This is a genomic window from Escherichia sp. WS547, assembly GCF_046486065.1.
GTDB classification, from domain to species: domain Bacteria; phylum Pseudomonadota; class Gammaproteobacteria; order Enterobacterales; family Enterobacteriaceae; genus Escherichia; species Escherichia coli.
This window is the reverse complement of sequence record NZ_JBJQMA010000042.1, coordinates 1-23,566: the sequence shown is the minus strand read 5'-3', so window position 1 is coordinate 23,566 and position 23,566 is coordinate 1. Positions and strand designations below refer to the sequence as shown.

Here is a 23,566-nt window from a genome sequence, read left to right as displayed (position 1 = left end):
CGAAGTTGGATGCAAATGTCAGATCGTGTGCGCCTGTTAGGGCGCGGCTGGTAAGAGAGCCTTATAGGCGCATTTGAAAAACCTCCGGCTATGCCGGAGGATATTTATTATCGGTTTCTGTCAGCGATTAAATTCAACACCACGTAACAAACGCCTCCGGCAATTAATCCCCAAAACGCAGAACCAATCCCGACCAGCGTCAATCCACTTGCCGTTACCAGAAATGCCACCACCGCCGCGTCGCGCTCACGCTCATTATGCAGCGCCTGATACAAACTGCCGCCAATGGTACTCAACAGCGCCAGACCTGCCAGCATCTGGATCCAACTTACGGGCAGGGCAGCCATCATCCCGGTAATAGCACTACCAAAAAGACCTGCGAGCAAATAAAAAATGCCTGCAACGGCAGCTGCCAGCCAACGTTGATCTTTATCCGGATGCGCTTCCGGGCTTTGACAAATAGCCGCGGTGATTGCCGCAATACCGACGGAATAAACGCCGAAAGGGGAAAAAACCAGTGCCAGCAATCCAGTAAATACAATTAATGGCGAAACAGGAGCTGAATATCCGGCGGCTTTCATTGCTGCGATACCCGGTGCGTTTTGCGATGCCATCGTCACCAGAAAAAGGGGGAGTGCAACGCTCAGGCTGTGAGCAAACGCAAAATCAGGGGTAATATAAGTGGGGAGAACGGGTTTAAAGACAACATCATTTGTGACAACGTCACCTTGCGCGATAACGATGACGATCCCAATAATCATCGCGGCAATTACCGCATAGCGCGGCGCAACGGCCTTGGTTGCCAGCCATACCAGCAACATACTGCCACACAACGTAAATTGATCATCCAGACTGGCAAACGCCTGTAAACCAAAGCGTAATAAAATCCCGGCAAGCATTGCCGCCGCAAGCGAGTGCGGAATAATGCGCATCAGACGAGCAAAGAGTCCCGTTATGCCGCAGAGGACTATTAACGCGTTGGTGACAATAAAAACGCCGATGGCTTCGTTAAGTGTTAGTCCCTGTAATCCGGTGACCAACAAAGCCGCGCCAGGCGTTGACCATGCGGTGAGAACAGGTACGCGATACCATAATGTCAGAGTCAGCGTACTGACGCCCATTGCCAGCCCCAGCGCCGTCATCCAGCCAGAGATTTGTGCAGTGGTGGCTCCGGCGACAATCGCTGCTTGCCAGATTATTGCCGCTGAACTGGCGTAGCCAATTAATACCGCCAGAAACCCCGCCAGTAGCGTGGGTGGAGGAATAGAAAACAGACGCATAGTCACCTCGTGCGTTATAACGTACAGGTACCGTAGCATTTGTCCGTTATAACGCACAAGTGATAAACTTCCGTTTTGCCGGAGGAGTCGCATGGAGAATCTCGCTCGCTTTTTATCCACCACACTTAAACAACTACGTCAGCATCGCGGCTGGAGTCTTTCGCGACTGGCAGAAGCGACGGGCGTTTCTAAAGCGATGTTAGGGCAGATTGAGCGTAATGAATCCAGCCCGACGGTCGCGACATTATGGAAAATTGCCACCGGGTTGAACGTGCCATTTTCAACATTTATTTCTCCGCCGCAGTCCGCTACGCCTTCAGTTTATGATCCACAACAGCAGGCGATGGTGATCACTTCACTGTTTCCTTATGATCCACAACTCTGCTTTGAACACTTCTCGATTCAGATGGCACCTGGTGCAATAAGCGAATCGACGCCCCATGAGAAGGGGGGAATCGAACATGTTGTCGTCATTGATGGACAACTTGATCTGTGCGTTGATGGTGAATGGCAGAGCCTTAATTGTGGGGAAGGCGCTCGATTTGCTGCAGACGTCACGCATGTCTATCGTAATGGAGGGGAGCAAACCGTACATTTTCATTCCCTCATCCATTACCCGCGCAGTTAAGCGGGAAAACTATTTCGCAACGTCGCGCTTGTGGCTAAAATAGCCGCCATTTTTCAGCTACTGGATAAGAAAGTGACCGTATCTTCTCATCGTCTTGAACTGTTAAGTCCGGCACGCGATGCCGCCATTGCCCGCGAAGCTATTTTGCACGGTGCCGATGCTGTTTATATCGGCGGCCCTGGTTTTGGTGCCCGTCATAATGCCAGTAATAGCCTGAAAGATATTGCCGAGCTGGTGCCGTTTGCCCATCGTTATGGTGCAAAAATTTTCGTCACGCTTAACACCATTTTGCATGATGATGAGCTGGAACCTGCGCAACGGCTGATTACTGACCTCTACCAGACCGGCGTCGATGCGCTGATTGTTCAGGATATGGGGATTCTGGAACTTGATATTCCGCCGATTGAACTGCACGCCAGTACGCAGTGCGACATTCGTACAGTAGAAAAAGCGAAGTTCCTCTCTGATGTTGGCTTCACGCAGATTGTGCTGGCGCGAGAACTGAATCTTGAGCAGATCCGCGCGATTCACCAGGCCACGGACGCGACCATTGAATTCTTTATTCATGGCGCACTGTGCGTGGCCTATTCGGGTCAGTGCTACATTTCTCATGCGCAAACAGGGCGTAGCGCCAACCGTGGCGATTGCTCGCAGGCGTGCCGTTTGCCATACACATTGAAAGACGATCAGGGGCGGGTGGTTTCCTATGAAAAACATCTGCTGTCGATGAAAGATAACGATCAGACTGCCAACCTCGGCGCGCTGATTGATGCTGGCGTACGCTCCTTCAAGATTGAAGGGCGTTACAAAGATATGAGCTACGTGAAGAATATCACCGCCCATTATCGCCAGATGCTGGATGCCATTATTGAAGAACGTGTCGATCTGACGCGTGCTTCATCAGGTCGTACTGAACATTTCTTTGTTCCATCGACGGAAAAGACTTTCCACCGTGGTAGCACAGATTATTTTGTGAATGCCCGTAAAGGCGATATTGGCGCGTTCGATTCGCCGAAATTTATCGGCCTGCCGGTGGGTGAAGTATTGAAAGTGGCGAAAGATCATCTCGATGTTGCCGTTTCCGAACCACTGGCAAATGGCGATGGCCTGAACGTGATGATTAAACGTGAAGTCGTCGGCTTTCGTGCCAATACGGTCGAGAAAACCGGAGAAAATCAGTACCGCGTCTGGCCCAATGAAATGCCAGCAGAGTTGCACAAAATTCGCCCGCATCACCCACTAAACCGTAATCTTGATCATAACTGGCAGCAGGCACTGACAAAAACCTCCAGCGAACGTCGGGTGGCGGTAGACATTGAACTGGGCGGCTGGCAGGAACAACTGATTCTGACCCTCACCAGTGAAGAGGGTGTCAGCATCACGCATACGCTGGATGGGCAGTTCGACGAAGCCAATAACGCCGAAAAAGCAATGAACAATCTAAAGGATGGTCTGGCAAAACTGGGGCAAACCATCTATTACGCCCGCGATGTGCAAATTAATTTGCCGGGTGCGCTGTTTGTACCAAACAGTCTGTTAAACCAGTTCCGCCGTGAAGCCGCCGACATGCTGGATGCTGCACGTCTTGCCGGTTACCAGCGGGGCAGCCGTAAACCGGTTGCTGATCCTGCGCCGGTTTATCCGCAAACGCATCTGAGTTTCCTCGCGAACGTATACAACCAGAAAGCGCGTGAATTTTATCATCGCTACGGTGTGCAGCTGATTGACGCGGCGTATGAGGCACATGAAGAGAAGGGCGAAGTCCCGGTGATGATCACTAAGCATTGTTTGCGCTTTGCCTTCAATCTGTGCCCGAAACAGGCGAAAGGCAATATCAAAAGCTGGAAGGCGACGCCAATGCAACTGGTTAACGGCGATGAAGTATTAACGCTAAAGTTTGATTGCCGCCCATGCGAGATGCACGTCATCGGCAAAATTAAAAATCACATTCTGAAAATGCCGTTACCGGGAAGTGTTGTCGCCTCCGTAAGTCCGGATGAGCTGCTGAAAACATTGCCGAAGCGAAAAGGGTAAAACGCCAGTTTTCTGGTTACTCACAACTTATTGAATCTGCATGATATTGTTGGCCGGGTAAGGCGTCACGCCGCATCCGGCAATAAATGACTCAACGTTGTCCCGCTTCTGGTTTGCGCGATTTTTGCCAGTAAAAATGCTCGCGCAAACCTTCCGCCGACTCTTCCGCCACGGCACGCAATTCATCGCTGTCCGCTTCATGACGTAGCTGATGATCCACATTCTTTACCCACATAAATTCATGTCCTTTGTGCCCTGCCATGAGTTGTCCTGAGAACAGCGCACACGTTAATAAGACAACCGATAACGCCTTCGTAAACATCCCGCCACCTTTTTCTCACCTTTTGCCGCTATGATGCCGATAGTTTCTTGAGGTTATTATTCAGTTTTGCAAATTAGCGCAAAGAAATTCTGGAATCTTCCTTCCTGATTTTGCATTGCATTCTGCCGTTGCGGCGATTTAGTGCTATTTTCGAGCAAATTACACACGGAGGTAAACACTAATGTTTACTTTGTTGATATACTCAGCGGCAGGGAGGCGATGTGAAACAAAGCGAGTTCAGACGTTGGCTCGAATCTCAGGGCGTCGATGTAGCGAATGGCAGCAACCATTTGAAACTCAGGTTTCGTGGGAGGCGCAGTGTCATGCCGCGTCACCCCTGCGATGAGATTAAAGAACCATTGCGTAAAGCAATCCTGAAACAACTCGGTTTGAGTTAATCGCCAATTAAAAAGGTTAATGACATGCGAGAGACAGTCGAAATTATGCGTTATCCCGTCACTCTTACACCCGCGCCGGAAGGCGGTTATATGGTTTCTTTTGTGGATATCCCTGAAGCGTTGACCCAGGGCGAAACAGTTGCTGAAGCGATGGAAGCGGCAAAAGATGCTTTACTGACCGCATTTGATTTTTATTTTGAAGATAACGAGCTTATCCCGTTACCTTCGCCATTAAATAGTCACGATCACTTTATTGAAGTGCCTTTGAGCGTCGCCTCTAAGGTATTGCTGTTAAATGCTTTTTTACAGTCAGAAATCACTCAGCAAGAGTTAGCCAGACGAATTGGCAAACCTAAACAGGAGATTACTCGCCTATTTAATTTGCACCATGCGACAAAAATCGACGCCGTCCAGCTCGCGGCAAAGGCGCTTGGCAAAGAGTTATCGCTGGTGATGGTTTAATTACAGTTAACGAAAAGTTGTCATTTTTAACAACTGATATAGACTGCCGAATCATCTGCACATAATTACGATTCGATAATGAAAAAATACCAGCAGCTTGCAGAACAATTACGCGAGCAGATTGCGTCGGGTATCTGGCAACCCGGAGATCGTTTGCCTTCGTTGCGTGACCAGGTGGCGCTTTCTGGCATGAGCTTTATGACCGTGAGCCATGCCTATCAGTTGCTCGAAAGTCAGGGACATATTATCGCGCGACCGCAGTCGAGTTATTACGTTGCGACACAGGCAATAAAAATGCCGAAAGCGCCAGTCATTCCAGTCACTCGAGATGAAGCAGTCGATATCAACACCTATATTTTTGATATGTTGCAGGCCAGTCGCGATCCGTCGGTAGTTCCGTTTGCCTCGGCCTTTCCCGACCCGCGACTTTTCCCCCTCCAACAACTCAACCGCTCGCTGGCGCAGGTAAGCAAAACCGCCACGGCGATGAGCGTGATTGAAAACTTACCGCCAGGAAACGCAGAACTGCGTCAGGCTATTGCTCGTCGCTATGCCTTACAGGGCATCACTATTTCTCCTGATGAAATTGTCATTACCGCCGGGGCGTTAGAGGCATTAAACCTCAGTTTACAAGCGGTCACTGAACCGGGCGATTGGGTGATAGTAGAGAATCCTTGTTTCTACGGCGCGTTGCAGGCGCTGGAGCGGTTACGGCTGAAGGCGTTATCGGTGGCGACGGACGTTAAAGAAGGGATTGATCTCAAGGCGATGGAACTGGCGTTGCAGGAGTATCCGGTGAAAGCGTGCTGGCTGATGACTAATAGCCAGAATCCACTCGGATTTACCTTAACGCCGCAGAAAAAAGCGCGGCTGGTAGCGTTGCTCAGTCAGTACAACGTAACGCTGATTGAAGATGACGTTTACAGCGAACTTTATTTTGGACGGGAAAAACCGCTGCCTGCGAAAGCGTGGGATCACCACGATGGTGTTTTGCATTGCTCTTCGTTTTCGAAATGTCTGGTGCCTGGTTTTCGTATTGGTTGGGTCGCCGCCGGAAAACATGCACGTAAAATTCAACGCTTGCAGTTGATGAGTACGCTTTCCACCAGCTCACCGATGCAACTTGCTCTGGTGGATTACCTTTCCACGCGCCGATACGACGCCCATCTTCGTCGCCTGCGTCGCCAGCTTGCGGAACGTAAACAACGTGCCTGGCAAGCACTGCTGCGTTATCTGCCTGCGGAAGTGAAAATTCATCATAATGACAGCGGTTATTTTCTCTGGCTGGAGCTTCCCGAACCGTTAGATGCGGGCGAATTAAGCCTGGCGGCACTGGCGCATCATATCAGTATTGCGCCGGGTAAAATGTTTTCTACCGGTGAAAACTGGTCACGTTTTTTCCGTTTTAATACCGCGTGGCAGTGGGGAGAACGTGAAGAACAGGCGGTTAAACAATTAGGCAAACTTATTCAAGAACGGCTGTAATAGCGTTTAATTAAATTCCTCTCAGGTTGGGTAATATGAATTTCGAATAGCAGTCATATTTCCTAACTCCTTGTCTATACTCCAGAAGATAACCTTACAGACGGCATAATGCGCGGTAGCTCACAACCTGATTAAATTTTCTCAGGGGCGAAGGTGTGCCTGCAAGCCGCCGTCTATGGTTAAACAAGGAGATATTTTTACGGCACGGCGGCTGAACAATTAATTACGACAGGAGTAAGGCTTTATGAGCAAGACATTTGCCCGCAGCAGCCTGTGTGCGCTCACCATGACAATAATGACCGCTCACGCCGCCGAACCACCTACCAATTTAGATAAACCGGAAGGGCGACTGGATATTATCGCCTGGCCGGGATACATCGAACGCGGACAAACTGATAAACAATACGACTGGGTAACGCAATTCGAAAAAGAGACTGGCTGCGCGGTGAATGTGAAAACCGCCGCGACTTTCGATGAAATGGTCAGTCTGATGACCAAAGGGGGTTACGATCTGGTTACGGCATCCGGCGATGCCTCGCTGCGCCTGATTATGGGCAAACGCGTGCAGCCGATTAATACCTCATTGATTCCCAACTGGAAAACGCTCGATCCGCGCGTGGTTAAAGGCGACTGGTTTAACGTTAGTGGCAAAGTTTATGGCACACCTTACCAATGGGGTCCGAACCTGTTGATGTACAACACTAAAACCTTCCCGACGCCGCCGGATAGCTGGCAAGTGGTTTTTGTTGAGCAGAATCTGCCGGACGGCAAGAGCAATAAAGGCCGCGTTCAGGCTTATGATGGCCCTATCTACATTGCGGACGCTGCGTTGTTCGTTAAAGCCACTCAGCCTCAGTTGGGCATCAGCGATCCGTATCAACTCACCGAAGAACAGTACCAGGCGGTGCTGAAAGTGCTGCGCGATCAACATAGTTTGATCCATCGCTACTGGCATGACACTACCGTACAAATGAGCGATTTCAAAAACGAGGGTGTGGTTGCTTCCAGTGCATGGCCCTATCAGGCCAACGCCCTGAAAGCCGAAGGCCAGCCTGTCGCGACCGTATTCCCGAAAGAGGGCGTTACCGGTTGGGCTGACACCACCATGCTACATAGTGAAGCGAAACATTCGGTTTGCGCCTACAAATGGATGAACTGGTCATTAACGCCAAAAGTGCAGGGCGATGTGGCGGCCTGGTTTGGCTCGTTACCGGTAGTGCCGGAAGGGTGTAAAGCCAGTCCGTTATTAGGCAAAAAAGGTTGTGAAACCAACGGTTTTAACTATTTCGATAAAATCGCCTTCTGGAAAACACCTATAGCAGAAGGGGGCAAGTTTGTTCCCTACAGTCGCTGGACGCAGGATTACATTGCCATTATGGGCGGTCGCTAACTTCGCTGGGGTGTTTTATGACGTACGCAGTGGAGTTTGACAACGTCTCGCGGTTGTACGGTGACGTGCGCGCAGTAGATGGCGTCAGTATTGCGATAAAAGATGGTGAGTTCTTCTCTATGCTGGGGCCGTCCGGCTCCGGCAAAACCACCTGCCTGCGCCTGATTGCTGGCTTCGAAAAGCTTTCCGGCGGGGCTATCTCTATCTTTGGTAAACCCGCCAGCAATCTGCCACCGTGGGAGCGGGACGTGAATACTGTCTTCCAGGACTACGCGCTATTTCCGCATATGTCGATTCTTGACAATGTCGCCTATGGGCTGATGGTCAAAGGCGTGAATAAAAAGCAGCGGCACGCAATGGCGCAAGAGGCGCTGGAGAAAGTGGCGTTGGGGTTTGTACAGCAACGTAAACCGTCACAACTTTCTGGTGGTCAGCGCCAGCGGGTTGCTATCGCCAGAGCATTGGTGAATGAACCGCGCGTATTGCTGTTGGATGAACCGCTCGGCGCACTGGATCTCAAATTGCGTGAGCAGATGCAACTGGAACTGAAAAAGCTGCAACAGTCTCTCGGTATCACTTTTATCTTCGTTACCCACGATCAGGGCGAAGCGTTATCGATGTCCGATCGTGTTGCGGTTTTCAATAATGGACGCATTGAGCAGGTCGATTCCCCGCGCGATCTCTATATGCGCCCGCGCACGCCGTTTGTTGCCGGGTTCGTTGGTACATCGAATGTTTTTGATGGACTGATGGCAGAGAAACTTTGTGGCATGACGGGAAGCTTCGCCCTGCGACCGGAACATATCCGCCTCAACACCCCTGGTGAACTGCAGGCCAATGGCACGATCCAGGCGGTGCAATATCAGGGCGCGGCAACTCGTTTTGAACTGAAATTGAACGGCGGTGAAAAACTGCTTGTGAGTCAGGCCAATATGACAGGCGAAGAACTGCCTGCCACGCTCACGCCCGGACAACAGGTGATGGTTTCCTGGTCGCGTGATGTGATGGTGCCGCTGGTTGAGGAGAGGTGAATGGCGATGAATGTATTGCAATCACCTTCACGTCCAGGTCTGGGTAAGGTGTCCGGTTTCTTCTGGCGTAATCCGGGGCTGGGGCTGTTTTTACTGCTGCTTGGCCCGCTAATGTGGTTTGGCATTGTCTATTTCGGCTCGCTGCTGACACTGTTATGGCAGGGATTTTATACCTTTGACGATTTCACCATGTCGGTAACGCCGGAACTGACGCTGGCGAATATCCGTGCGCTGTTTAATCCGGCGAATTACGACATCATTCTCCGCACGCTGACTATGGCTGTGGCAGTCACTATCGCCAGCGCCATTCTGGCTTTTCCAATGGCGTGGTATATGGCGCGCTATACCAGCGGGAAAATGAAAGCGTTTTTTTATATTGCGGTAATGTTGCCGATGTGGGCGAGCTACATTGTTAAAGCCTATGCCTGGACGTTATTGCTGGCAAAAGATGGCGTGGCTCAGTGGTTTTTACAACATCTTGGGCTGGAACCACTGCTGACTGCGTTCCTTACATTACCTGCGGTGGGCGGCAATACGCTGTCAACTTCCGGGCTGGGGCGCTTTCTGGTGTTTCTCTATATCTGGCTGCCGTTCATGATCCTGCCCGTGCAGGCGGCGCTTGAGCGTTTGCCGCCGTCATTGTTGCAGGCGTCGGCTGATCTTGGCGCGCGTCCACGGCAAACCTTTCGCTATGTGGTGCTGCCGCTGGCAATCCCTGGTATTGCCGCTGGCTCTATCTTTACCTTTTCACTCACACTGGGCGATTTTATTGTTCCGCAGCTGGTTGGCCCTCCAGGATATTTTATCGGCAATATGGTTTATTCCCAGCAGGGAGCGATTGGCAATATGCCGATGGCGGCGGCATTCACCCTGGTGCCGATTGTTCTCATCGCACTGTACCTGGCGTTCGTGAAACGTCTGGGAGCGTTCGATGCACTCTGAACGCGCACCGTTTTTCCTCAAACTGGCGGCCTGGGGCGGCGTGGTTTTCCTACATTTTCCCATCCTGATTATCGCCGCCTATGCGTTTAACACTGAAGATGCGGCGTTTAGTTTTCCACCGCAGGGCCTGACGCTGCGCTGGTTTAGCGTGGCAGCACAGCGTAGTGATATTCTTGATGCCGTGACACTGTCACTTAAAGTGGCGGCGCTGGCGACATTAATGGCGCTGGTGTTAGGGACGCTGGCCGCTGCCGCGCTGTGGCGACGAGACTTTTTCGGCAAAAACGCCATTTCGCTGTTACTGCTGCTGCCCATTGCGCTGCCGGGCATTGTCACTGGTCTGGCGTTGTTAACCGCCTTTAAAACCATCAATCTGGAGCCGGGATTTTTCACCATCGTGGTCGGTCATGCGACTTTTTGTGTAGTTGTGGTGTTTAACAATGTCATCGCCCGTTTTCGCCGCACCTCGTGGAGTCTGGTTGAGGCGTCAATGGATCTTGGGGCCAATGGCTGGCAAACCTTCCGCTACGTAGTGTTGCCGAATCTCAGTTCGGCGTTACTGGCAGGAGGAATGCTGGCGTTTGCCTTGTCGTTCGATGAAATCATCGTGACGACCTTTACGGCAGGTCATGAACGAACGTTACCGTTGTGGTTGCTCAATCAGCTTGGGCGACCGCGTGATGTACCGGTAACCAACGTGGTGGCACTGCTGGTTATGTTGGTAACAACCTTGCCGATCCTGGGGGCCTGGTGGCTAACCCGCGAAGGCGACAATGGTCAATAACCACTGATACAGGAATATGCTATGCAACATAAGTTACTGATTAACGGAGAACTGGTTAGCGGCGAAGGGGAAAAACAGCCTGTCTATAATCCGGCAACGGGGGACGTTTTACTGGAGATTGCCGAGGCATCCGCAGAGCAGGTCGATGCTGCTGTGCGCGCGGCAGATGCAGCATTTGCCGAATGGGGGCAAACCACGCCGAAAGTGCGTGCGGAATGTCTGCTGAAACTGGCTGATGTTATCGAAGAAAATGGTCAGGTTTTTGCCGAACTGGAGTCCCGTAATTGTGGCAAACCGCTGCATAGTGCGTTCAATGATGAAATCCCGGCGATTGTCGATGTTTTTCGCTTTTTCGCTGGTGCGGCGCGCTGTCTGAATGGTCTGGCGGCAGGTGAATATCTTGAAGGTCATACTTCGATGATCCGTCGCGATCCGTTGGGGGTCGTGGCTTCGATCGCACCGTGGAATTATCCGCTGATGATGGCCGCGTGGAAACTGGCTCCGGCGCTGGCGGCAGGGAACTGTGTAGTGCTTAAACCATCAGAAATTACCCCGCTGACCGCGTTGAAGTTGGCAGAGCTGGCGAAAGATATCTTCCCGGCAGGCGTGATTAACGTACTGTTTGGCAGAGGCAAAACGGTGGGCGATCCGCTGACCGGTCATCCCAAAGTGCGGATGGTGTCGCTGACGGGCTCTATCGCCACCGGCGAGCACATCATCAGCCATACCGCGCCGTCCATAAAGCGTACTCATATGGAACTTGGTGGCAAAGCGCCAGTGATAGTTTTTGATGATGCGGATATTGAAGCGGTGGTCGAAGGTGTACGTACTTTTGGCTATTACAATGCCGGACAGGATTGTACAGCGGCTTGTCGGATCTATGCGCAAAAAGGCATTTACGATACGCTGGTGGAAAAACTTGGTGCTGCAGTGGCAACGTTAAAATCGGGTGCGCCGGATGACGACTCTACGGAGCTTGGACCTTTAAGTTCGCTGGCGCATCTCGAACGCGTCAGCAAGGCGGTAGAAGAGGCGAAAGCGACAGGGCACATCAAAGTGATCACTGGCGGTGAAAAGCGCAAGGGTAATGGCTATTACTATGCGCCGACGCTACTGGCTGGCGCATTACAGGACGATGCCATCGTGCAAAAAGAGGTATTTGGTCCAGTAGTGAGTGTTACGCTCTTCGACAATGAAGAACAGGTGGTAAACTGGGCAAATGACAGCCAGTATGGACTTGCATCCTCGGTATGGACGAAAGATGTGGGCAGGGCGCATCGCGTCAGCGCGCGGCTGCAATATGGTTGTACCTGGGTCAATACCCATTTCATGCTGGTAAGTGAAATGCCGCACGGTGGGCAGAAACTTTCTGGTTACGGCAAGGATATGTCACTTTATGGGCTGGAGGATTACACCGTCGTCCGCCACGTCATGGTTAAACATTAAGGATAATATTGCAGATCGTAAGAGTATGAGAAGATCTTGCGTACTGTCAGAGCACTGATTTCTCTGACAGTACGTGCTGCGTGCAAAATCACTACATCAAATAAACCAGCCAAATCTCATAGAGATAAGAGTAAACAAACTAACAGCAGCAAAGACATTTATCAGTACTACAGTTCTACTGGAAACATTCATTTTTGCCACCTTTTATCATTGCCCCTATGTGTATAGTACGGGTTAAGAAAATCCGCAATAATACTCATTCTGAAGATGGATAAGGGCAAGTTGCTGTTTGATGTTTTTTTCTCAAACCGGTTAAAAAACTTGATGTACGTCAAAAAATGACGCATATTTGCGCGCGTTTTATTCATCTGGCTGGACGCCCGTACATGTCTCTCTATCAACATATGCTTGTTTTTTATGCGGTTATGGCAGCAATCTCATTTCTTATCACCTGGTTTCTTTCTCACGATAAGAAACGCATCCGTTTCTTAAGCGCCTTTCTGGTGGGGGCAACATGGCCGATGAGTTTCCCGGTGGCGCTGTTGTTTTCACTGTTTTAAATCTTACTCACTGGCTTGACGGCACCACGCAGACTTATATCATTTGGATGAATCGATAAATTTCACAAGTGGCTAAGGAGAAAGTATGTCGCATCTGGATGAAGTCATCGCGCGCGTGGATGCCGCGATTGAAGAGAGCGTCATTGCCCATATGAACGAATTATTAATCGCCCTGAGCGATGATGCGGAGTTAAGTCGGGAAGAACGCTATACCCAGCAGCAGCGTCTGCGCACAGCGATCGCCCATCACGGTCGCAAACATAAAGAAGATATGGAAGCGCGCCATGAACAGTTAACCAAAGGCGGCACCATCCTCTGATTAAAATGAGCGTCTGGCCACCAGCCAGGCGCCAACCACAAGTAAAATTGCGCCACAAATTGGGCCGATCAACGCTCGTAGTGGTACGCCATGGCTGCGGAAGATATCCAGCACCAGACCGCCAATCAGCTGGCTGGCGACCAGTACCGCAATAGTTGTCGCCGCTCCCACATTCTGATATCCGCTGATACTGGCGAAGACAAAAAACGATCCCAGCAAGCCAGGTATAAGTGTCCACCAGCGCACGCTGGACACCAGTTCACCAAACCCCTCCATACCTTGTTTAAACCACAAAATAGAAACGAACAGCACAATTCCTACCAAAGAGTTCAGCAACATGGCGATGAGAATGGTAGAGGAGCTCTGGGTGATGCGCACCATCAGCGTGTTTTGCACCACCAGACCAATTCCGGCGGCAATCAAAAAAGCAAGGGTAAGCGACTGATTCATCCAATCGCGTCCGGTTCAGTGCGCTCGTCGAGTTGCAACTGCATAAATGTCAGATCCAGCCAACGACCAAATTTAGTGCCTACCTGCGGCATTTGTGCGGTGACGACAAATCCCAGCGACTGGTGCAGATGCAGCGAGGCCTGATTTTGCGATTCGATCCCGGCGACCATGACATGCTTCCCGCAATCCCGCGCTTCATCAATCAATCGGCTTAACAATTTACGCCCCAGACCTTTCCCCTGATGATCGGGATGGACATAAACCGAATGTTCCACGGTATGGCGAAAACCATCAAAACTACGCCAGTCGCCAAACGAGGCATATCCCGTCACTACGCCGTTTTCCTCGCTCACCAGCACTGGATAACCTGCTAAAGTCCGCGCTTCGAACCAGGCAATGCGGTTATCTGCATCCACCGTTTGGTCATTCCAGATAGCCGCCGTATACAACACGGCGTGGTTATAAATTTCCGCAATGGCAGCACAGTCGGCTTTGCGGGCAAAACGGATGGACATGTTTGGCCTCGATTAAATAATGATGATGACGTTATCAATACTATCGAAAACAGCCCGAAGCAACGGATTCCTCGATGAAATTATTGCGTGTTGCAGAGGGGATGTGACGGCTGCAAACAAAACCATTCCTGCGAGCCTGCTACTATTGATGGATTCATGCCAAAAGCACAGGAGAGCATTATGGGGCAACAAAAGCAGCGTAATCGACGTTGGGTTCTGGCCTCGCGTCCGCATGGCGCGCCGGTTCCGGAGAACTTTCGTCTTGAAGAAGATGATGTCGCCACACCGAGTGAAGGACAGGTGTTACTGCGCACAGTTTATTTGTCCCTGGACCCGTATATGCGTGGACGTATGAGCGATGAGCCATCTTATTCACCGCCTGTTGATATTGGCGGCGTGATGGTCGGCGGTACGGTGAGCCGTGTCGTGGAGTCGAATCATCCTGATTATCAGCCTGGCGACTGGGTGCTGGGCTACAGTGGATGGCAGGACTATGACATATCCAGTGGTGATGAACTGGTGAAACTTGGCGATCATCCGCAAAATCCATCGTGGTCGCTGGGTGTGCTGGGGATGCCAGGCTTTACCGCTTATATGGGGCTGCTGGATATCGGTCAGCCCAAAGAGGGCGAAACATTGGTTGTTGCTGCGGCGACAGGTCCTGTGGGGGCGACGGTGGGTCAAATCGGCAAACTTAAAGGTTGCAGGGTGGTGGGGGTGGCCGGTGGCGCGGAAAAATGCCGCCATGCTACCGAGGTGTTAGGTTTTGATGTTTGCCTTGATCACCATGCGGATGATTTTGCCGAACAACTGACGAAAGCGTGCCCAAAAGGTATTGATATCTATTATGAAAACGTGGGCGGTAAGGTATTTGATGCGGTGCTACCGTTACTTAATACATCTGCGCGCATTCCCGTCTGCGGCTTAGTGAGCAGCTATAACGCTACAGAGCTACCACCCGGTCCGGATCGTTTACCTCTGCTGATGGCTACGGTGCTGAAAAAACGTATTCGCTTGCAAGGATTTATTATCGCTCAGGATTATGGTCACCGCATCCATGAGTTTCAGAAGGAGATGGGGCAATGGGTGAAAGAGGATAAAATCCACTACCGCGAAGAAATTACTGACGGTTTAGAGAATGCGCCACAGACATTTATCGGCCTGCTGAAGGGTAAAAACTTCGGCAAAGTGGTGATCCGCGTGGCGGGTGATGATTAAAGATACGACGGCGGCGTAAAGCCGCCATAAAAATCCAGGCAAAAATCTTATTTCCAGCTTTAATTAACTTATCACTTCTCTGTTCTGTAGCTAATAACAATAAAGGTGAGTGGATAATGATTATTCAGCTTCATACGCCAGGTAAACGACTTCTGCTATGCTGGCAGAGTTGGAACGAAAACGCCTAAAGGAAATAACATGCCTGGAACGGAAAAAATACCGCATATCAGTTTAACTATGAAGGTTGAGAACGACCTGAAACATCAGCTTAGTATTGGCGCACTAAAACCTGGCGTACGCCTGATTACTAAAAATCTGGCGGAGCAATTAGGTATGAGTATTACACCCGTGCGTGAAGCATTATTACGTCTGGTTTCGGTGAATGCGCTTTCTGTCGCACCAGCGCAAGCATTTACAGTTCCGGAAGTGGGGAAACGTCAATTAGACGAAATCAATCGGATCCGCTACGAGCTGGAATTAATGGCAGTTACTCTGGCTGTTGAAAACCTCACCCCGCAAGACCTGGCGGAACTCGAGGAATTGCTCGAGAAATTACAGCAGGCGCAAGAAAAGGGCGACATGGAACAAATCGTTAATGCGAACAGGCTATTTCGCTTAGCGATTTATCATCGTTCAAATATGCCCATCCTGTGTGAGATGATTGAGCAACTGTGGGTCAGGATGGGACCTGGTTTACATTATCTCTATGAAGCGATTAATCCAGCGGAATTACGGGAGCGTATAGAAAACTATCGTCTATTACTCGCCGCGTTAAAAGCAAAAGACAAAGAGGGATGCAGGCATTGTCTTGCTGAAATTATGCAACAAAATATTGCTATTTTATACCAGCAATACAATCGTTAAATTAAATGCCCGGCAAATACCGGGCATCAAGGTAATTACTCAAATCGCCACGCAATATTCATGCCGACACCATAATTTCGCCCGGGTGCAGGTTCGTAATATCGCCCGTTTGACTCATTGACAATGACAGAACCAACGTATTCTTTATCGAATAAATTATCGACACGACCAAATAAATCCACAGTTAAATTGTGGTAATTGTATTTATACCCGGTGAATAAGCCGACGAGAGTATAAGACGGCGCTTTGGCCGTATTTTCATCATCTGCCATAATATCACCCATATAACGCGCTTCCGTGCCTGCATACCAGCCATCTTCCGGTACATAACCTATCGACGCAAAGCCCATATTACGGGCGATCCCTGGCATCCGGTTACCGTTACAATCCTGTTCATTGCACACATTGCTGCGATAGGTCGCATCAAGCCAGGTCCAGGACGCTTTTACGCGAAAATCTCCCGCGAAACGTTGATCCCATGCCATTTCAGCTCCTTGACGACGGGTCTTTCCGGCATTTTTGTAGGTCGTACGCCCACCGCTACTGCTATCGACAACAATTTCATCATCAGTGTCGGTCTGAAACAATGCGAGACTAAGCAGCCCATCACCAATACGCGTTTTACTGCCGATTTCAATTGTATCGTTGGTGGATGGTTTTAAACCAAAGTTCATACCGCTTTGCCCATCAGCGCGATAAGAGAGCTCATTAATCGTCGGCGTTTCAAAACCACGCCCGGCTGCCAGATAGATATTCCAGGCGTCGGTCATTGCATATTTTAACGATCCGGCAGGTAGCCATTTGTGATAACTGGCATCACCGCTGTCATCGCCGTTACCCGGAGTAACGTAATGGTCGTTGGAATCAAACCACACGGAGCTGTAGCGCACGCCAGCATCCAGCGACAGTTTTTCGCTCAGCTGCCACTGCGTCTGTAAATAGGGATCGACGTTCCACATCAGATTGCGTTCGTCGCGGCGCAACTCACCTTTTTGCCCGTATTCCGGCACGCCGCTATTCAGGCGGAAGTTATTGTAGCCTTTGCGATTTTCACTCATGTTTTCGTAGTTCAGGCCGGTAGTGAACGTGAGCGGAACGCCCAGCTCGCCACGGTGTGTCCAGCGGCTGTCTATCCCCTGATAATGGCGTTGCAGAGTAATCACGCCGCCCGCATGCGACGGGTTAAGTTGTGGTGCCATCGGGATTGACTGGTACTGGGTCGTTTCTCGCTCCCCGGCATACATCATCACACTCATATCATCTTGTGCGCTCAGGCTACGTTCATAGCGCAACCCAGCCTGAGTTTGCTTGATGGTTTTTCGCGTGTCGTACTGTTCAGCGCGTGGCGCTTGTTGCGGATTCGCCTTCCATTCTGCTTCGGTTAGCCCACCTGGGTCATCTGCTTTGATATCCACACTATTGAAAATCAGGCTTAATTTGCTGGCGTCATCAATGCGTACGCCCAGTTTGGCATTGGCTAAATTTTTCTGTGCGCCACTATGATCACGATAGCCGTGGGTCGTAAAGCGCGTTGTTGAGACGGTGTAATCGACATCGCCAGGCTGAGTGCCGTCGCCCATTGCGCCTGTTGCTTTCAGCCCATAGCGCCAGCTGCCAAAACTGCCGTAGTAACTACTGGCTTCAATGGTTGGTGGCTGTTGTCCGGTCTGGGTGATGACATTCATTACACCGCCAGACGCGTTGCCATACAGAGCAGAGAAGGGGCCGCGCAGCACTTCCACATTTTGTACACTGCTTAAATCGATGTTGGATGTTTGCCCTTGTCCGTCGGGCATGGTGGCGGGAATACCGTCCACATACAGGCGAATACCACGAATTCCGTAAGTGGAGCGGGAGCCAAATCCGCGAATCGACAGCTGTAAATCTTGCGCATAGTTCTGCCGGTTTTGTACCTGCAAACCAGGCACGCCGGTCAGTGATTCAGACAAGTTAATGCGCGGTGTTGCCAGACGCATCTCCTCGCCATTCACCACGCTCACGGCTGCTGGGGTATCCAGTTCTGAAACCACCTGCGGCGTGGCACTGACAATCATGGTCTGTTCATCAGCGGCAAAAACAACAGGGGAAAGGACAAGCAGTGCGGGCAAAACGGTCTGTCGGACGGAAAAAATCTTCATGAAAAAAGCCAGGTTAAGAATGGGAAAACGCCGCTATGGTAATAAAATTGTAAATTTATGGAAAACGAAACGGCACGATACGTTAAGTAATTGAGAAAATTGTAGTCGTAACGGCAAGAAATGCTCCACATTTGAGAAAATAATGATTACCATTCCCATTTATAACAAGAGCGTAACGATGATTACGCTTAGCGAAGCATTGTGAAGCAGCAAAAATATCGGTTCATCAAAGGGAGTCGTCATGCATTTACGTCATCTGTTTTCATCGCGCCTGCGTGGTTCATTACTGTTAGGTTCATTGCTTGTTGCTTCATCATTCAGTACGCAGGCCGCAGAAGAAATGCTGCGTAAAGCGGTAGGTAAAGGTGCCTACGAAATGGCTTATAGCCAGCAAGAAAACGCGCTGTGGCTCGCCACTTCGCAAAGCCGCAAACTGGATAAAGGCGGCGTGGTTTATCGTCTTGATCCGGTTACTCTGGAAGTGACGCAGGCGATCCATAACGATCTCAAGCCGTTTGGTGCTACCATCAATAACACGACTCAGACGTTGTGGTTTGGTAACACTGTAAACAGCGCGGTCACGGCGATAGATGCCAAAACGGGCGAAGTGAAAGGCCGTCTGGTGCTGGATGATCGTAAGCGCACGGAAGAGGTGCGCCCGCTGCAACCGCGTGAGCTGGTAGCTGATGATGCCACGAACACCGTTTACATCAGTGGTATTGGTAAAGAGAGCGTGATTTGGGTCGTTGATGGCGAGAATATCAAACTGAAAACCGCCATCCAGAACACCGGTAAAATGAGTACCGGTCTGGCGCTGGATAGCAAAGGCAAACGTCTTTACACCACTAACGCTGACGGCGAATTGATTACCATCGACACCGCCGACAATAAAATCCTCAGCCGTAAAAAGCTGCTGGATGACGGCAAAGAGCACTTCTTTATCAACATTAGCCTTGATACCGCCAGGCAGCGTGCATTTATCACCGATTCTAAAGCCGCAGAAGTGTTAGTGGTCGATACCCGTAATGGCAATATTCTGTCGAAGGTTGCGGCACCGGAATCACTGGCTGTGCTGTTTAACCCGGCGCGTAATGAAGCCTACGTAACGCATCGTCAGGCAGGTAAAGTCAGTGTGATTGACGCGAAAAGCTATAAAGTGGTGAAAACGTTCGATACGCCGACTCATCCGAACAGCCTGGCGCTGTCTGCCGATGGCAAAACGCTGTATGTCAGTGTGAAACAAAAATCCACTAAACAGCAGGAAGCTACCCAGCCGGACGATGTGATTCGTATTGCGCTGTAATAGATATGGCGAGGGTGAAAACGGAGAGACTTGCCTGACTTTTATCACGCCGTATCCGGCACCTTCGTCAGTAATTTGAATTTGCCCGGCACGTAGCCGGGCAATTTTGCAATTAACTCGCCGTTTCAGGCTTAAACACAATTTCCTGTTGTTCTTCATCTTCCTCGACGACTGGCGCAGTGCTGTGAATTTCAGCAACGCGTTTGCGCACACCAAACCAGCCTATAACCAGCAGAATACCGATAATCGGCAGCGCCGCGATGGTATAAGTCCCGTTCGGGTAATCGAACGCCATCAGCACCAGGACGCTCAGCAAAAACAGTAATGTCAGCCAGGAAGTGAAGGGCGCGCCAGGCAGTTTAAAACTGACATCCGCGGCTTTGCCTTCTTTAATCGCTTTACGCAGGCGCATCTGGCACACGATGATAAACGCCCATGAAGCGATGATTCCCAGCGACGCGAAGTTCAACACAATCTCAAATACGCGCGACGGCACCAGATAGTTGAGGAATACGCCGACGACATACACAACCAGTGTCGCCAGAATCCCGGCATACGGCACATGCTGACGACTCATTTTCGCCATAAAACTCGGTGCGGAACCGCCCATCGCCATTGAGCGCAGAATACGTCCGGTGCAGTACAGACCTGAATTCAGGCTGGAGAGGGCAGCGGTCAGCACCACAATGTTCATAATGCTGCCGATATATGGCACACCCAGTTTAGAGAAAAACGTCACGAACGGACTTTGCCCCGCCTGATACGCGCTCCACGGCAATAACATAACCAGCAACACCACGGAGCCGACGTAAAACAGGCCAATACGCCAAATCACACTGTTAATCGCTTTAGGCACCATGGTCTGCGGATCTTTACATTCTCCGGCAGCTGTACCCACCATTTCAATGGAGGCAAAAGCAAACACTACGCCCTGAATCAACACCAGCGCAGGCAGCAAACCGTGGGGGAAGAAGCCGCCATTATCGGTGATTAAATGAAAGCCAGTGGTGTTGCCATCCAGCGGCTGACCACTACCGAGGAACACTGTACCCACGACCAAAAAGGTCACAATGGCGAGCACTTTAATAAGCGCAAACCAGAACTCCATCTCCGCAAACCATTTCACACCGATCATATTCATGGTGCCAACGATGGTAAGTGCAGCGAGCGCAAAGACCCACTGCGGTACACCACCAAATGCGCCCCAGTAATGCATATACAGTGCAACGGCGGTAATATCGACAATCCCCGTCATCGCCCAGTTGATGAAGTACATCCAGCCTGCAACGTAAGCGGCTTTCTCTCCTAAAAACTCACGGGCATAAGAGACAAAACTGCCACTGGAAGGGCGGTGTAACACCAGCTCACCCAATGCACGCAGAATAAAAAACGAAAACAAGCCACAAATTAAATAGACCAGTGCCAGTGCTGGACCCGCCATTTGCAGTCGGGCTCCCGCGCCTAAAAACAAACCCGTACCAATCGCGCCGCCAATGGCGATCATCTGTACCTGGCGATTGCCCATCGCTTTGTGATACCCCTCTTCGTGGGCATTAAGCCAGCGGCGTTTCGCGGCGTGTTGATCTGAAGTGTCGGTGTCGTGTTTACTCATTGCTCTCCCTGATTGCTTTAATGAAAAAGTCATATAAGTTGCCATGAACAATGTTTATTCATCCTGGCGATGATAGTTATCACCATTATTCTTTATGGGTATAAAACTATCGGCGCAGCATCCTACCCGTTATCGATAAACGATGCAAAACATCCCCTTACAATCCTGAAGGGGAATAATACAACTGACGAAAAAATGACAAATCCTTTTGCTGGTTAACCTGTGTACTGTCCTACACTTAATCTTTAAAAGATTGTGAGGGGCATATGATTAAGGTGTATGGCGTACCCGGATGGGGCTCTACAATCAGTGAGCTGATGCTAACACTGGCTGATATTCCTTATCAGTTCGTTGATGTCAGTGGTTTTGACCACGAGGGAACCTCACGCGAGTTATTGAAAACCCTGAACCCGTTGTGTCAGATTCCGACACTGGCGCTGGAAAATGACGAGATTATGACGGAGACAGCGGCGATTGCATTGATGGTTCTCGATCGTCGCCCGGACCTTGCGCCACCGGTTGGGCGCGCCGAACGTCAGCAGTTTCAACGGCTATTGGTCTGGCTGGTTGCTAATGTCTATCCAACATTCACTTTCGCCGATTACCCTGAGCGTTGGGCTCCTGACGCACCCGAACAGTTAAAGAATAATGTTATTGAATATCGTAAATCGCTTTATATCTGGCTGAATTCACAATTGACCGCTGAACCTTATGCCTTTGGCGAGCAACTAACGCTGGTGGACTGTTATCTCTGCACCATGCGCACATGGGGGCCGGGGCATGAATGGTTTCACGATAATGCGCAGAATATCAGTGCGATTGCTGAAGCTGTATGTCAGTTACCGAAATTACAAGAAGTATTAAAAAGGAATGAAATTATTTGAGTGGGATGCCAGAAGATTATGTTATTTATTATTCAGTAACTTTATCCACAATGATGGACGTAATTAATTAGATTCATGTTATTTTTTTAATTTATATTACTCTCCCTTTCATTCAGCTTGTCTATTTCATTTCCTCTGAAAAGAAACTAACTATTCACATTGTGCAGATGTTTCAGTTGTTATCACAGGCATTCTATAATCTCAAAATGTTTTTAATGATGGATATGCTCGGAGTTGGAGATGCAATTAATATTAATACAAATAAAAATATCCGGCAGGTATGCTAAAAGGATAAATGGCGTTCTCTGTATTTATTCGCGATTATCTGTAGGACAAATATGGAGAGCTTGATGAGTCAGAGCTAAAACAGCAATTGATAAATAAACATGTTGATTTATTCAAGAAAATGGATGTATTTCAAATATTGATTCTTAATATAACCTAATCAATAGATTATCACGTGAGAGCTGCACATTATTGGAGGGGCCGGGGAAAACACCATTTTGGAAACAATGAATCAGGTACTCTTACCAATGAAGCAAGATCATCCGGGCACCAGGTGGTGGTGCAGTGCTTTGGAAATGGTCCCCTCGGGGGAGTTGTCATTATTTTCTATGCTATTTGCTTATGATATTCATCAGGTGAATTTAATAAATTCCTAATTTTAAATACCCACTATTAAGCCAGTGTTTAACGACGTTAAGATGGCAATGTGCAGTTCATGTTTTCAGGGTGGGGCGGTAGCGTATATTCCTTATACAAACCATCATTCATTTCAATGATTGTTATTGAATTATTTATTGTTGTGAATAAAAAGACATTATGAATATTGGTTTGACTTTGCATATCAGGTTTTTATTACTCGCGAGCCTGTCGTGAATAACGTCGAGAACCCATCCGTTGCGTTTGTGATTATTTTGTTGACTAAACAGACACCCGTTTCTCTGAAGTAAAATCCCAGACTAAATCATCACATAACCATGACATTTTTTTGATATTCCCCGGTAACGCCAGATGTCGACTCGCTTATCTCATCCGCCCGACATGTTGTACATGCAATATGTGCGGATTATTATTCATTTTCACGGAGGTTGCTATGTCAGCCGGATTACGTTTCACGCTGGAAGTGGACGGCCTGCCACCGGACGCGTTTGCGGTGGTCTCCTTTCATCTGAACCAGTCATTCTCTTCGCTCTTTTCCCTCGATCTCTCTCTGGTCAGCCAGCAGTTTCTCTCCCTTGAATTTGCGCAGGTGCTGGACAAAATGGCCTACCTGACGGTATGGCAGGGCGATGACGTACAGCGCCGGGTGAAAGGTGTGGTGACCTGGTTTGAACTGGGGGAGAACGACAAAAACCAGATGCTGTACAGCATGAAGGTGTGCCCACCACTGTGGCGCACAGGGCTGCGCCAGAACTTCCGTATCTTCCAGAATGAGGACATCGAAAGCATACTCGCGACGATCCTGAAAGAAAACGGGGTGACCGAGTGGAGTCCGCTG

The 23,566-nt window shown here is 49.8% G+C and carries 25 protein-coding genes; 18 read left to right on the top strand and 7 right to left on the bottom strand.

Annotated elements, in window-relative coordinates:
- Positions 1-107: 107 nt before the first annotated feature.
- Entirely contained in the window at positions 108-1,319 is a 1,212-nt protein-coding gene (gene ydcO / locus ACJHWK_RS23280; RefSeq protein ID WP_023143671.1) for a BenE family transporter YdcO, read from the bottom strand.
- A gap of 52 nt (positions 1,320-1,371) precedes the next feature.
- Here ydcO and sutR point away from each other — a divergent pair, with 52 nt between their 5' ends.
- A complete protein-coding gene (gene sutR, locus ACJHWK_RS23275; RefSeq protein ID WP_020233877.1) occupies positions 1,372-1,908 on the top strand; it encodes a DNA-binding transcriptional regulator SutR in 537 nt (178 codons plus the stop codon).
- 72 nt (positions 1,909-1,980) lie between these two features.
- On the top strand, positions 1,981-3,942 hold the full coding sequence (gene rlhA / locus ACJHWK_RS23270) for a 23S rRNA 5-hydroxycytidine C2501 synthase (protein ID WP_024166512.1): 1,962 nt from the start codon (positions 1,981-1,983) through the stop codon (positions 3,940-3,942).
- 91 nt (positions 3,943-4,033) lie between these two features.
- Here rlhA and ACJHWK_RS23265 read toward each other — a convergent pair whose 3' ends face one another.
- A complete protein-coding gene (locus ACJHWK_RS23265; RefSeq protein WP_000494241.1) occupies positions 4,034-4,264 on the bottom strand; it encodes a YncJ family protein in 231 nt (76 codons plus the stop codon).
- Positions 4,265-4,485: 221 nt separating this feature from the next.
- On the opposite strand from ACJHWK_RS23265, the gene hicA reads away from it, so the two are divergent.
- The 8 genes from hicA (at position 4,486) to patD (ending at position 12,202) form a co-directional block, all read left to right on the top strand.
- Complete coding sequence (gene hicA, locus ACJHWK_RS23260; protein ID WP_001306887.1) at positions 4,486-4,662, top strand: type II toxin-antitoxin system mRNA interferase toxin HicA; 177 nt, start codon at positions 4,486-4,488, stop codon at positions 4,660-4,662.
- 45 nt (positions 4,663-4,707) lie between these two features.
- Positions 4,708-5,124 carry a type II toxin-antitoxin system antitoxin HicB gene (hicB, locus tag ACJHWK_RS23255; protein ID WP_001270286.1) on the top strand — a complete coding sequence of 139 codons (417 nt, stop codon included), beginning with the start codon at positions 4,708-4,710 and terminating at the stop codon, positions 5,122-5,124.
- Between the two features lie 78 nt (positions 5,125-5,202).
- Positions 5,203-6,609 (top strand): PLP-dependent aminotransferase family protein, encoded by a 1,407-nt coding sequence (locus ACJHWK_RS23250; protein ID WP_410234940.1) that lies wholly within the window; start codon positions 5,203-5,205, stop codon positions 6,607-6,609.
- Positions 6,610-6,853: 244 nt separating this feature from the next.
- Positions 6,854-7,999: a putative ABC transporter substrate-binding protein YdcS gene (gene ydcS / locus ACJHWK_RS23245; RefSeq protein ID WP_170886357.1), complete on the top strand. Its 1,146-nt coding sequence runs from the start codon at positions 6,854-6,856 to the stop codon at positions 7,997-7,999.
- Between the two features lie 17 nt (positions 8,000-8,016).
- Positions 8,017-9,030, top strand: coding sequence for an ABC transporter ATP-binding protein (locus tag ACJHWK_RS23240; protein ID WP_001523231.1), 1,014 nt, complete (start codon positions 8,017-8,019; stop codon positions 9,028-9,030).
- Positions 9,031-9,972 carry an ABC transporter permease gene (locus tag ACJHWK_RS23235; protein ID WP_001251315.1) on the top strand — a complete coding sequence of 314 codons (942 nt, stop codon included), beginning with the start codon at positions 9,031-9,033 and terminating at the stop codon, positions 9,970-9,972.
- Positions 9,962-10,756, top strand: coding sequence for an ABC transporter permease (locus ACJHWK_RS23230; protein WP_000555471.1), 795 nt, complete (start codon positions 9,962-9,964; stop codon positions 10,754-10,756). The genes ACJHWK_RS23235 and ACJHWK_RS23230 overlap by 11 nt, the downstream gene beginning before the upstream one ends.
- A gap of 21 nt (positions 10,757-10,777) precedes the next feature.
- A complete protein-coding gene (patD, locus tag ACJHWK_RS23225; protein ID WP_001163881.1) occupies positions 10,778-12,202 on the top strand; it encodes an aminobutyraldehyde dehydrogenase in 1,425 nt (474 codons plus the stop codon).
- Positions 12,203-12,298: 96 nt separating this feature from the next.
- Here the strand turns inward: patD and yncL are convergent, their stop codons facing one another.
- A complete protein-coding gene (gene yncL, locus ACJHWK_RS23220; protein ID WP_071593709.1) occupies positions 12,299-12,394 on the bottom strand; it encodes a stress response membrane protein YncL in 96 nt (31 codons plus the stop codon).
- A gap of 194 nt (positions 12,395-12,588) precedes the next feature.
- On the opposite strand from yncL, the gene ortT reads away from it, so the two are divergent.
- Both ortT and ydcY read left to right on the top strand, forming a co-directional pair.
- Positions 12,589-12,762: an orphan toxin OrtT gene (gene ortT / locus ACJHWK_RS23215; RefSeq protein WP_001595729.1), complete on the top strand. Its 174-nt coding sequence runs from the start codon at positions 12,589-12,591 to the stop codon at positions 12,760-12,762.
- An 85-nt stretch (positions 12,763-12,847) separates the two neighbouring features.
- Positions 12,848-13,081 (top strand): DUF2526 family protein YdcY, encoded by a 234-nt coding sequence (gene ydcY, locus ACJHWK_RS23210; RefSeq protein ID WP_000018638.1) that lies wholly within the window; start codon positions 12,848-12,850, stop codon positions 13,079-13,081.
- On the opposite strand, the gene ACJHWK_RS23205 is transcribed toward ydcY, so the two are convergent.
- Positions 13,082-13,531, bottom strand: coding sequence for a DMT family transporter (locus ACJHWK_RS23205; protein ID WP_001076520.1), 450 nt, complete (start codon positions 13,529-13,531; stop codon positions 13,082-13,084).
- Entirely contained in the window at positions 13,528-14,046 is a 519-nt protein-coding gene (locus tag ACJHWK_RS23200; protein ID WP_001310799.1) for a GNAT family N-acetyltransferase, read from the bottom strand. Before ACJHWK_RS23200 ends, ACJHWK_RS23205 begins: the two co-directional genes overlap by 4 nt.
- A gap of 180 nt (positions 14,047-14,226) precedes the next feature.
- On the opposite strand from ACJHWK_RS23200, the gene curA reads away from it, so the two are divergent.
- Positions 14,227-15,264: an NADPH-dependent curcumin/dihydrocurcumin reductase gene (gene curA, locus ACJHWK_RS23195; protein ID WP_021517107.1), complete on the top strand. Its 1,038-nt coding sequence runs from the start codon at positions 14,227-14,229 to the stop codon at positions 15,262-15,264.
- Between the two features lie 198 nt (positions 15,265-15,462).
- Complete coding sequence (mcbR, locus tag ACJHWK_RS23190; RefSeq protein WP_001523240.1) at positions 15,463-16,128, top strand: colanic acid/biofilm transcriptional regulator McbR; 666 nt, start codon at positions 15,463-15,465, stop codon at positions 16,126-16,128.
- Positions 16,129-16,163: 35 nt separating this feature from the next.
- Here the strand turns inward: mcbR and pqqU are convergent, their stop codons facing one another.
- Entirely contained in the window at positions 16,164-18,266 is a 2,103-nt protein-coding gene (gene pqqU, locus ACJHWK_RS23185) for a TonB-dependent receptor PqqU (RefSeq protein WP_001523241.1), read from the bottom strand.
- A 241-nt stretch (positions 18,267-18,507) separates the two neighbouring features.
- Between pqqU and ACJHWK_RS23180 the strand changes: the two genes are divergently transcribed.
- Positions 18,508-19,569 (top strand): YncE family protein, encoded by a 1,062-nt coding sequence (locus ACJHWK_RS23180; RefSeq protein WP_001523243.1) that lies wholly within the window; start codon positions 18,508-18,510, stop codon positions 19,567-19,569.
- A 112-nt stretch (positions 19,570-19,681) separates the two neighbouring features.
- Here the strand turns inward: ACJHWK_RS23180 and ansP are convergent, their stop codons facing one another.
- Positions 19,682-21,181: an L-asparagine permease gene (gene ansP, locus ACJHWK_RS23175; protein ID WP_001309490.1), complete on the bottom strand. Its 1,500-nt coding sequence runs from the start codon at positions 21,179-21,181 to the stop codon at positions 19,682-19,684.
- Between the two features lie 266 nt (positions 21,182-21,447).
- Between ansP and ACJHWK_RS23170 the strand changes: the two genes are divergently transcribed.
- The 3 genes from ACJHWK_RS23170 to ACJHWK_RS23160 form a co-directional block, all read left to right on the top strand.
- Positions 21,448-22,065, top strand: a complete 618-nt coding sequence (locus ACJHWK_RS23170) for a glutathione S-transferase family protein (RefSeq protein ID WP_001523246.1) — start codon at positions 21,448-21,450, stop codon at positions 22,063-22,065.
- 71 nt (positions 22,066-22,136) lie between these two features.
- On the top strand, positions 22,137-22,352 hold the full coding sequence (locus tag ACJHWK_RS23165; RefSeq protein ID WP_029702123.1) for a YncH family protein: 216 nt from the start codon (positions 22,137-22,139) through the stop codon (positions 22,350-22,352).
- Between the two features lie 809 nt (positions 22,353-23,161).
- The coding region (locus ACJHWK_RS23160; RefSeq protein ID WP_250145840.1) for a contractile injection system protein, VgrG/Pvc8 family at positions 23,162-23,566 on the top strand (405 nt) is incomplete at its 3' end.

Coding starts and splice junctions, on each gene's coding strand:
- ACJHWK_RS23265 (WP_000494241.1), bottom strand. CDS start 4,264: ATGTTTACGAAGGCGTTATCGGTTGTCTTATTAACGTGTGCGCTGTTC.
- ACJHWK_RS23250 (WP_410234940.1), top strand. CDS start 5,203: ATGAAAAAATACCAGCAGCTTGCAGAACAATTACGCGAGCAGATTGCG.
- ACJHWK_RS23170 (WP_001523246.1), top strand. CDS start 21,448: ATGATTAAGGTGTATGGCGTACCCGGATGGGGCTCTACAATCAGTGAG.
- curA (WP_021517107.1), top strand. CDS start 14,227: ATGGGGCAACAAAAGCAGCGTAATCGACGTTGGGTTCTGGCCTCGCGT.
- ACJHWK_RS23235 (WP_001251315.1), top strand. CDS start 9,031: ATGGCGATGAATGTATTGCAATCACCTTCACGTCCAGGTCTGGGTAAG.
- ACJHWK_RS23180 (WP_001523243.1), top strand. CDS start 18,508: ATGCATTTACGTCATCTGTTTTCATCGCGCCTGCGTGGTTCATTACTG.
- ACJHWK_RS23230 (WP_000555471.1), top strand. CDS start 9,962: ATGCACTCTGAACGCGCACCGTTTTTCCTCAAACTGGCGGCCTGGGGC.
- yncL (WP_071593709.1), bottom strand. CDS start 12,394: ATGAATGTTTCCAGTAGAACTGTAGTACTGATAAATGTCTTTGCTGCT.
- ansP (WP_001309490.1), bottom strand. CDS start 21,181: ATGAGTAAACACGACACCGACACTTCAGATCAACACGCCGCGAAACGC.
- hicB (WP_001270286.1), top strand. CDS start 4,708: ATGCGTTATCCCGTCACTCTTACACCCGCGCCGGAAGGCGGTTATATG.
- mcbR (WP_001523240.1), top strand. CDS start 15,463: ATGCCTGGAACGGAAAAAATACCGCATATCAGTTTAACTATGAAGGTT.
- ortT (WP_001595729.1), top strand. CDS start 12,589: ATGTCTCTCTATCAACATATGCTTGTTTTTTATGCGGTTATGGCAGCA.
- ACJHWK_RS23240 (WP_001523231.1), top strand. CDS start 8,017: ATGACGTACGCAGTGGAGTTTGACAACGTCTCGCGGTTGTACGGTGAC.
- ydcO (WP_023143671.1), bottom strand. CDS start 1,319: ATGCTACGGTACCTGTACGTTATAACGCACGAGGTGACTATGCGTCTG.
- ydcY (WP_000018638.1), top strand. CDS start 12,848: ATGTCGCATCTGGATGAAGTCATCGCGCGCGTGGATGCCGCGATTGAA.
- pqqU (WP_001523241.1), bottom strand. CDS start 18,266: ATGAAGATTTTTTCCGTCCGACAGACCGTTTTGCCCGCACTGCTTGTC.
- patD (WP_001163881.1), top strand. CDS start 10,778: ATGCAACATAAGTTACTGATTAACGGAGAACTGGTTAGCGGCGAAGGG.
- ydcS (WP_170886357.1), top strand. CDS start 6,854: ATGAGCAAGACATTTGCCCGCAGCAGCCTGTGTGCGCTCACCATGACA.
- ACJHWK_RS23200 (WP_001310799.1), bottom strand. CDS start 14,046: ATGTCCATCCGTTTTGCCCGCAAAGCCGACTGTGCTGCCATTGCGGAA.
- ACJHWK_RS23205 (WP_001076520.1), bottom strand. CDS start 13,531: ATGAATCAGTCGCTTACCCTTGCTTTTTTGATTGCCGCCGGAATTGGT.
- sutR (WP_020233877.1), top strand. CDS start 1,372: ATGGAGAATCTCGCTCGCTTTTTATCCACCACACTTAAACAACTACGT.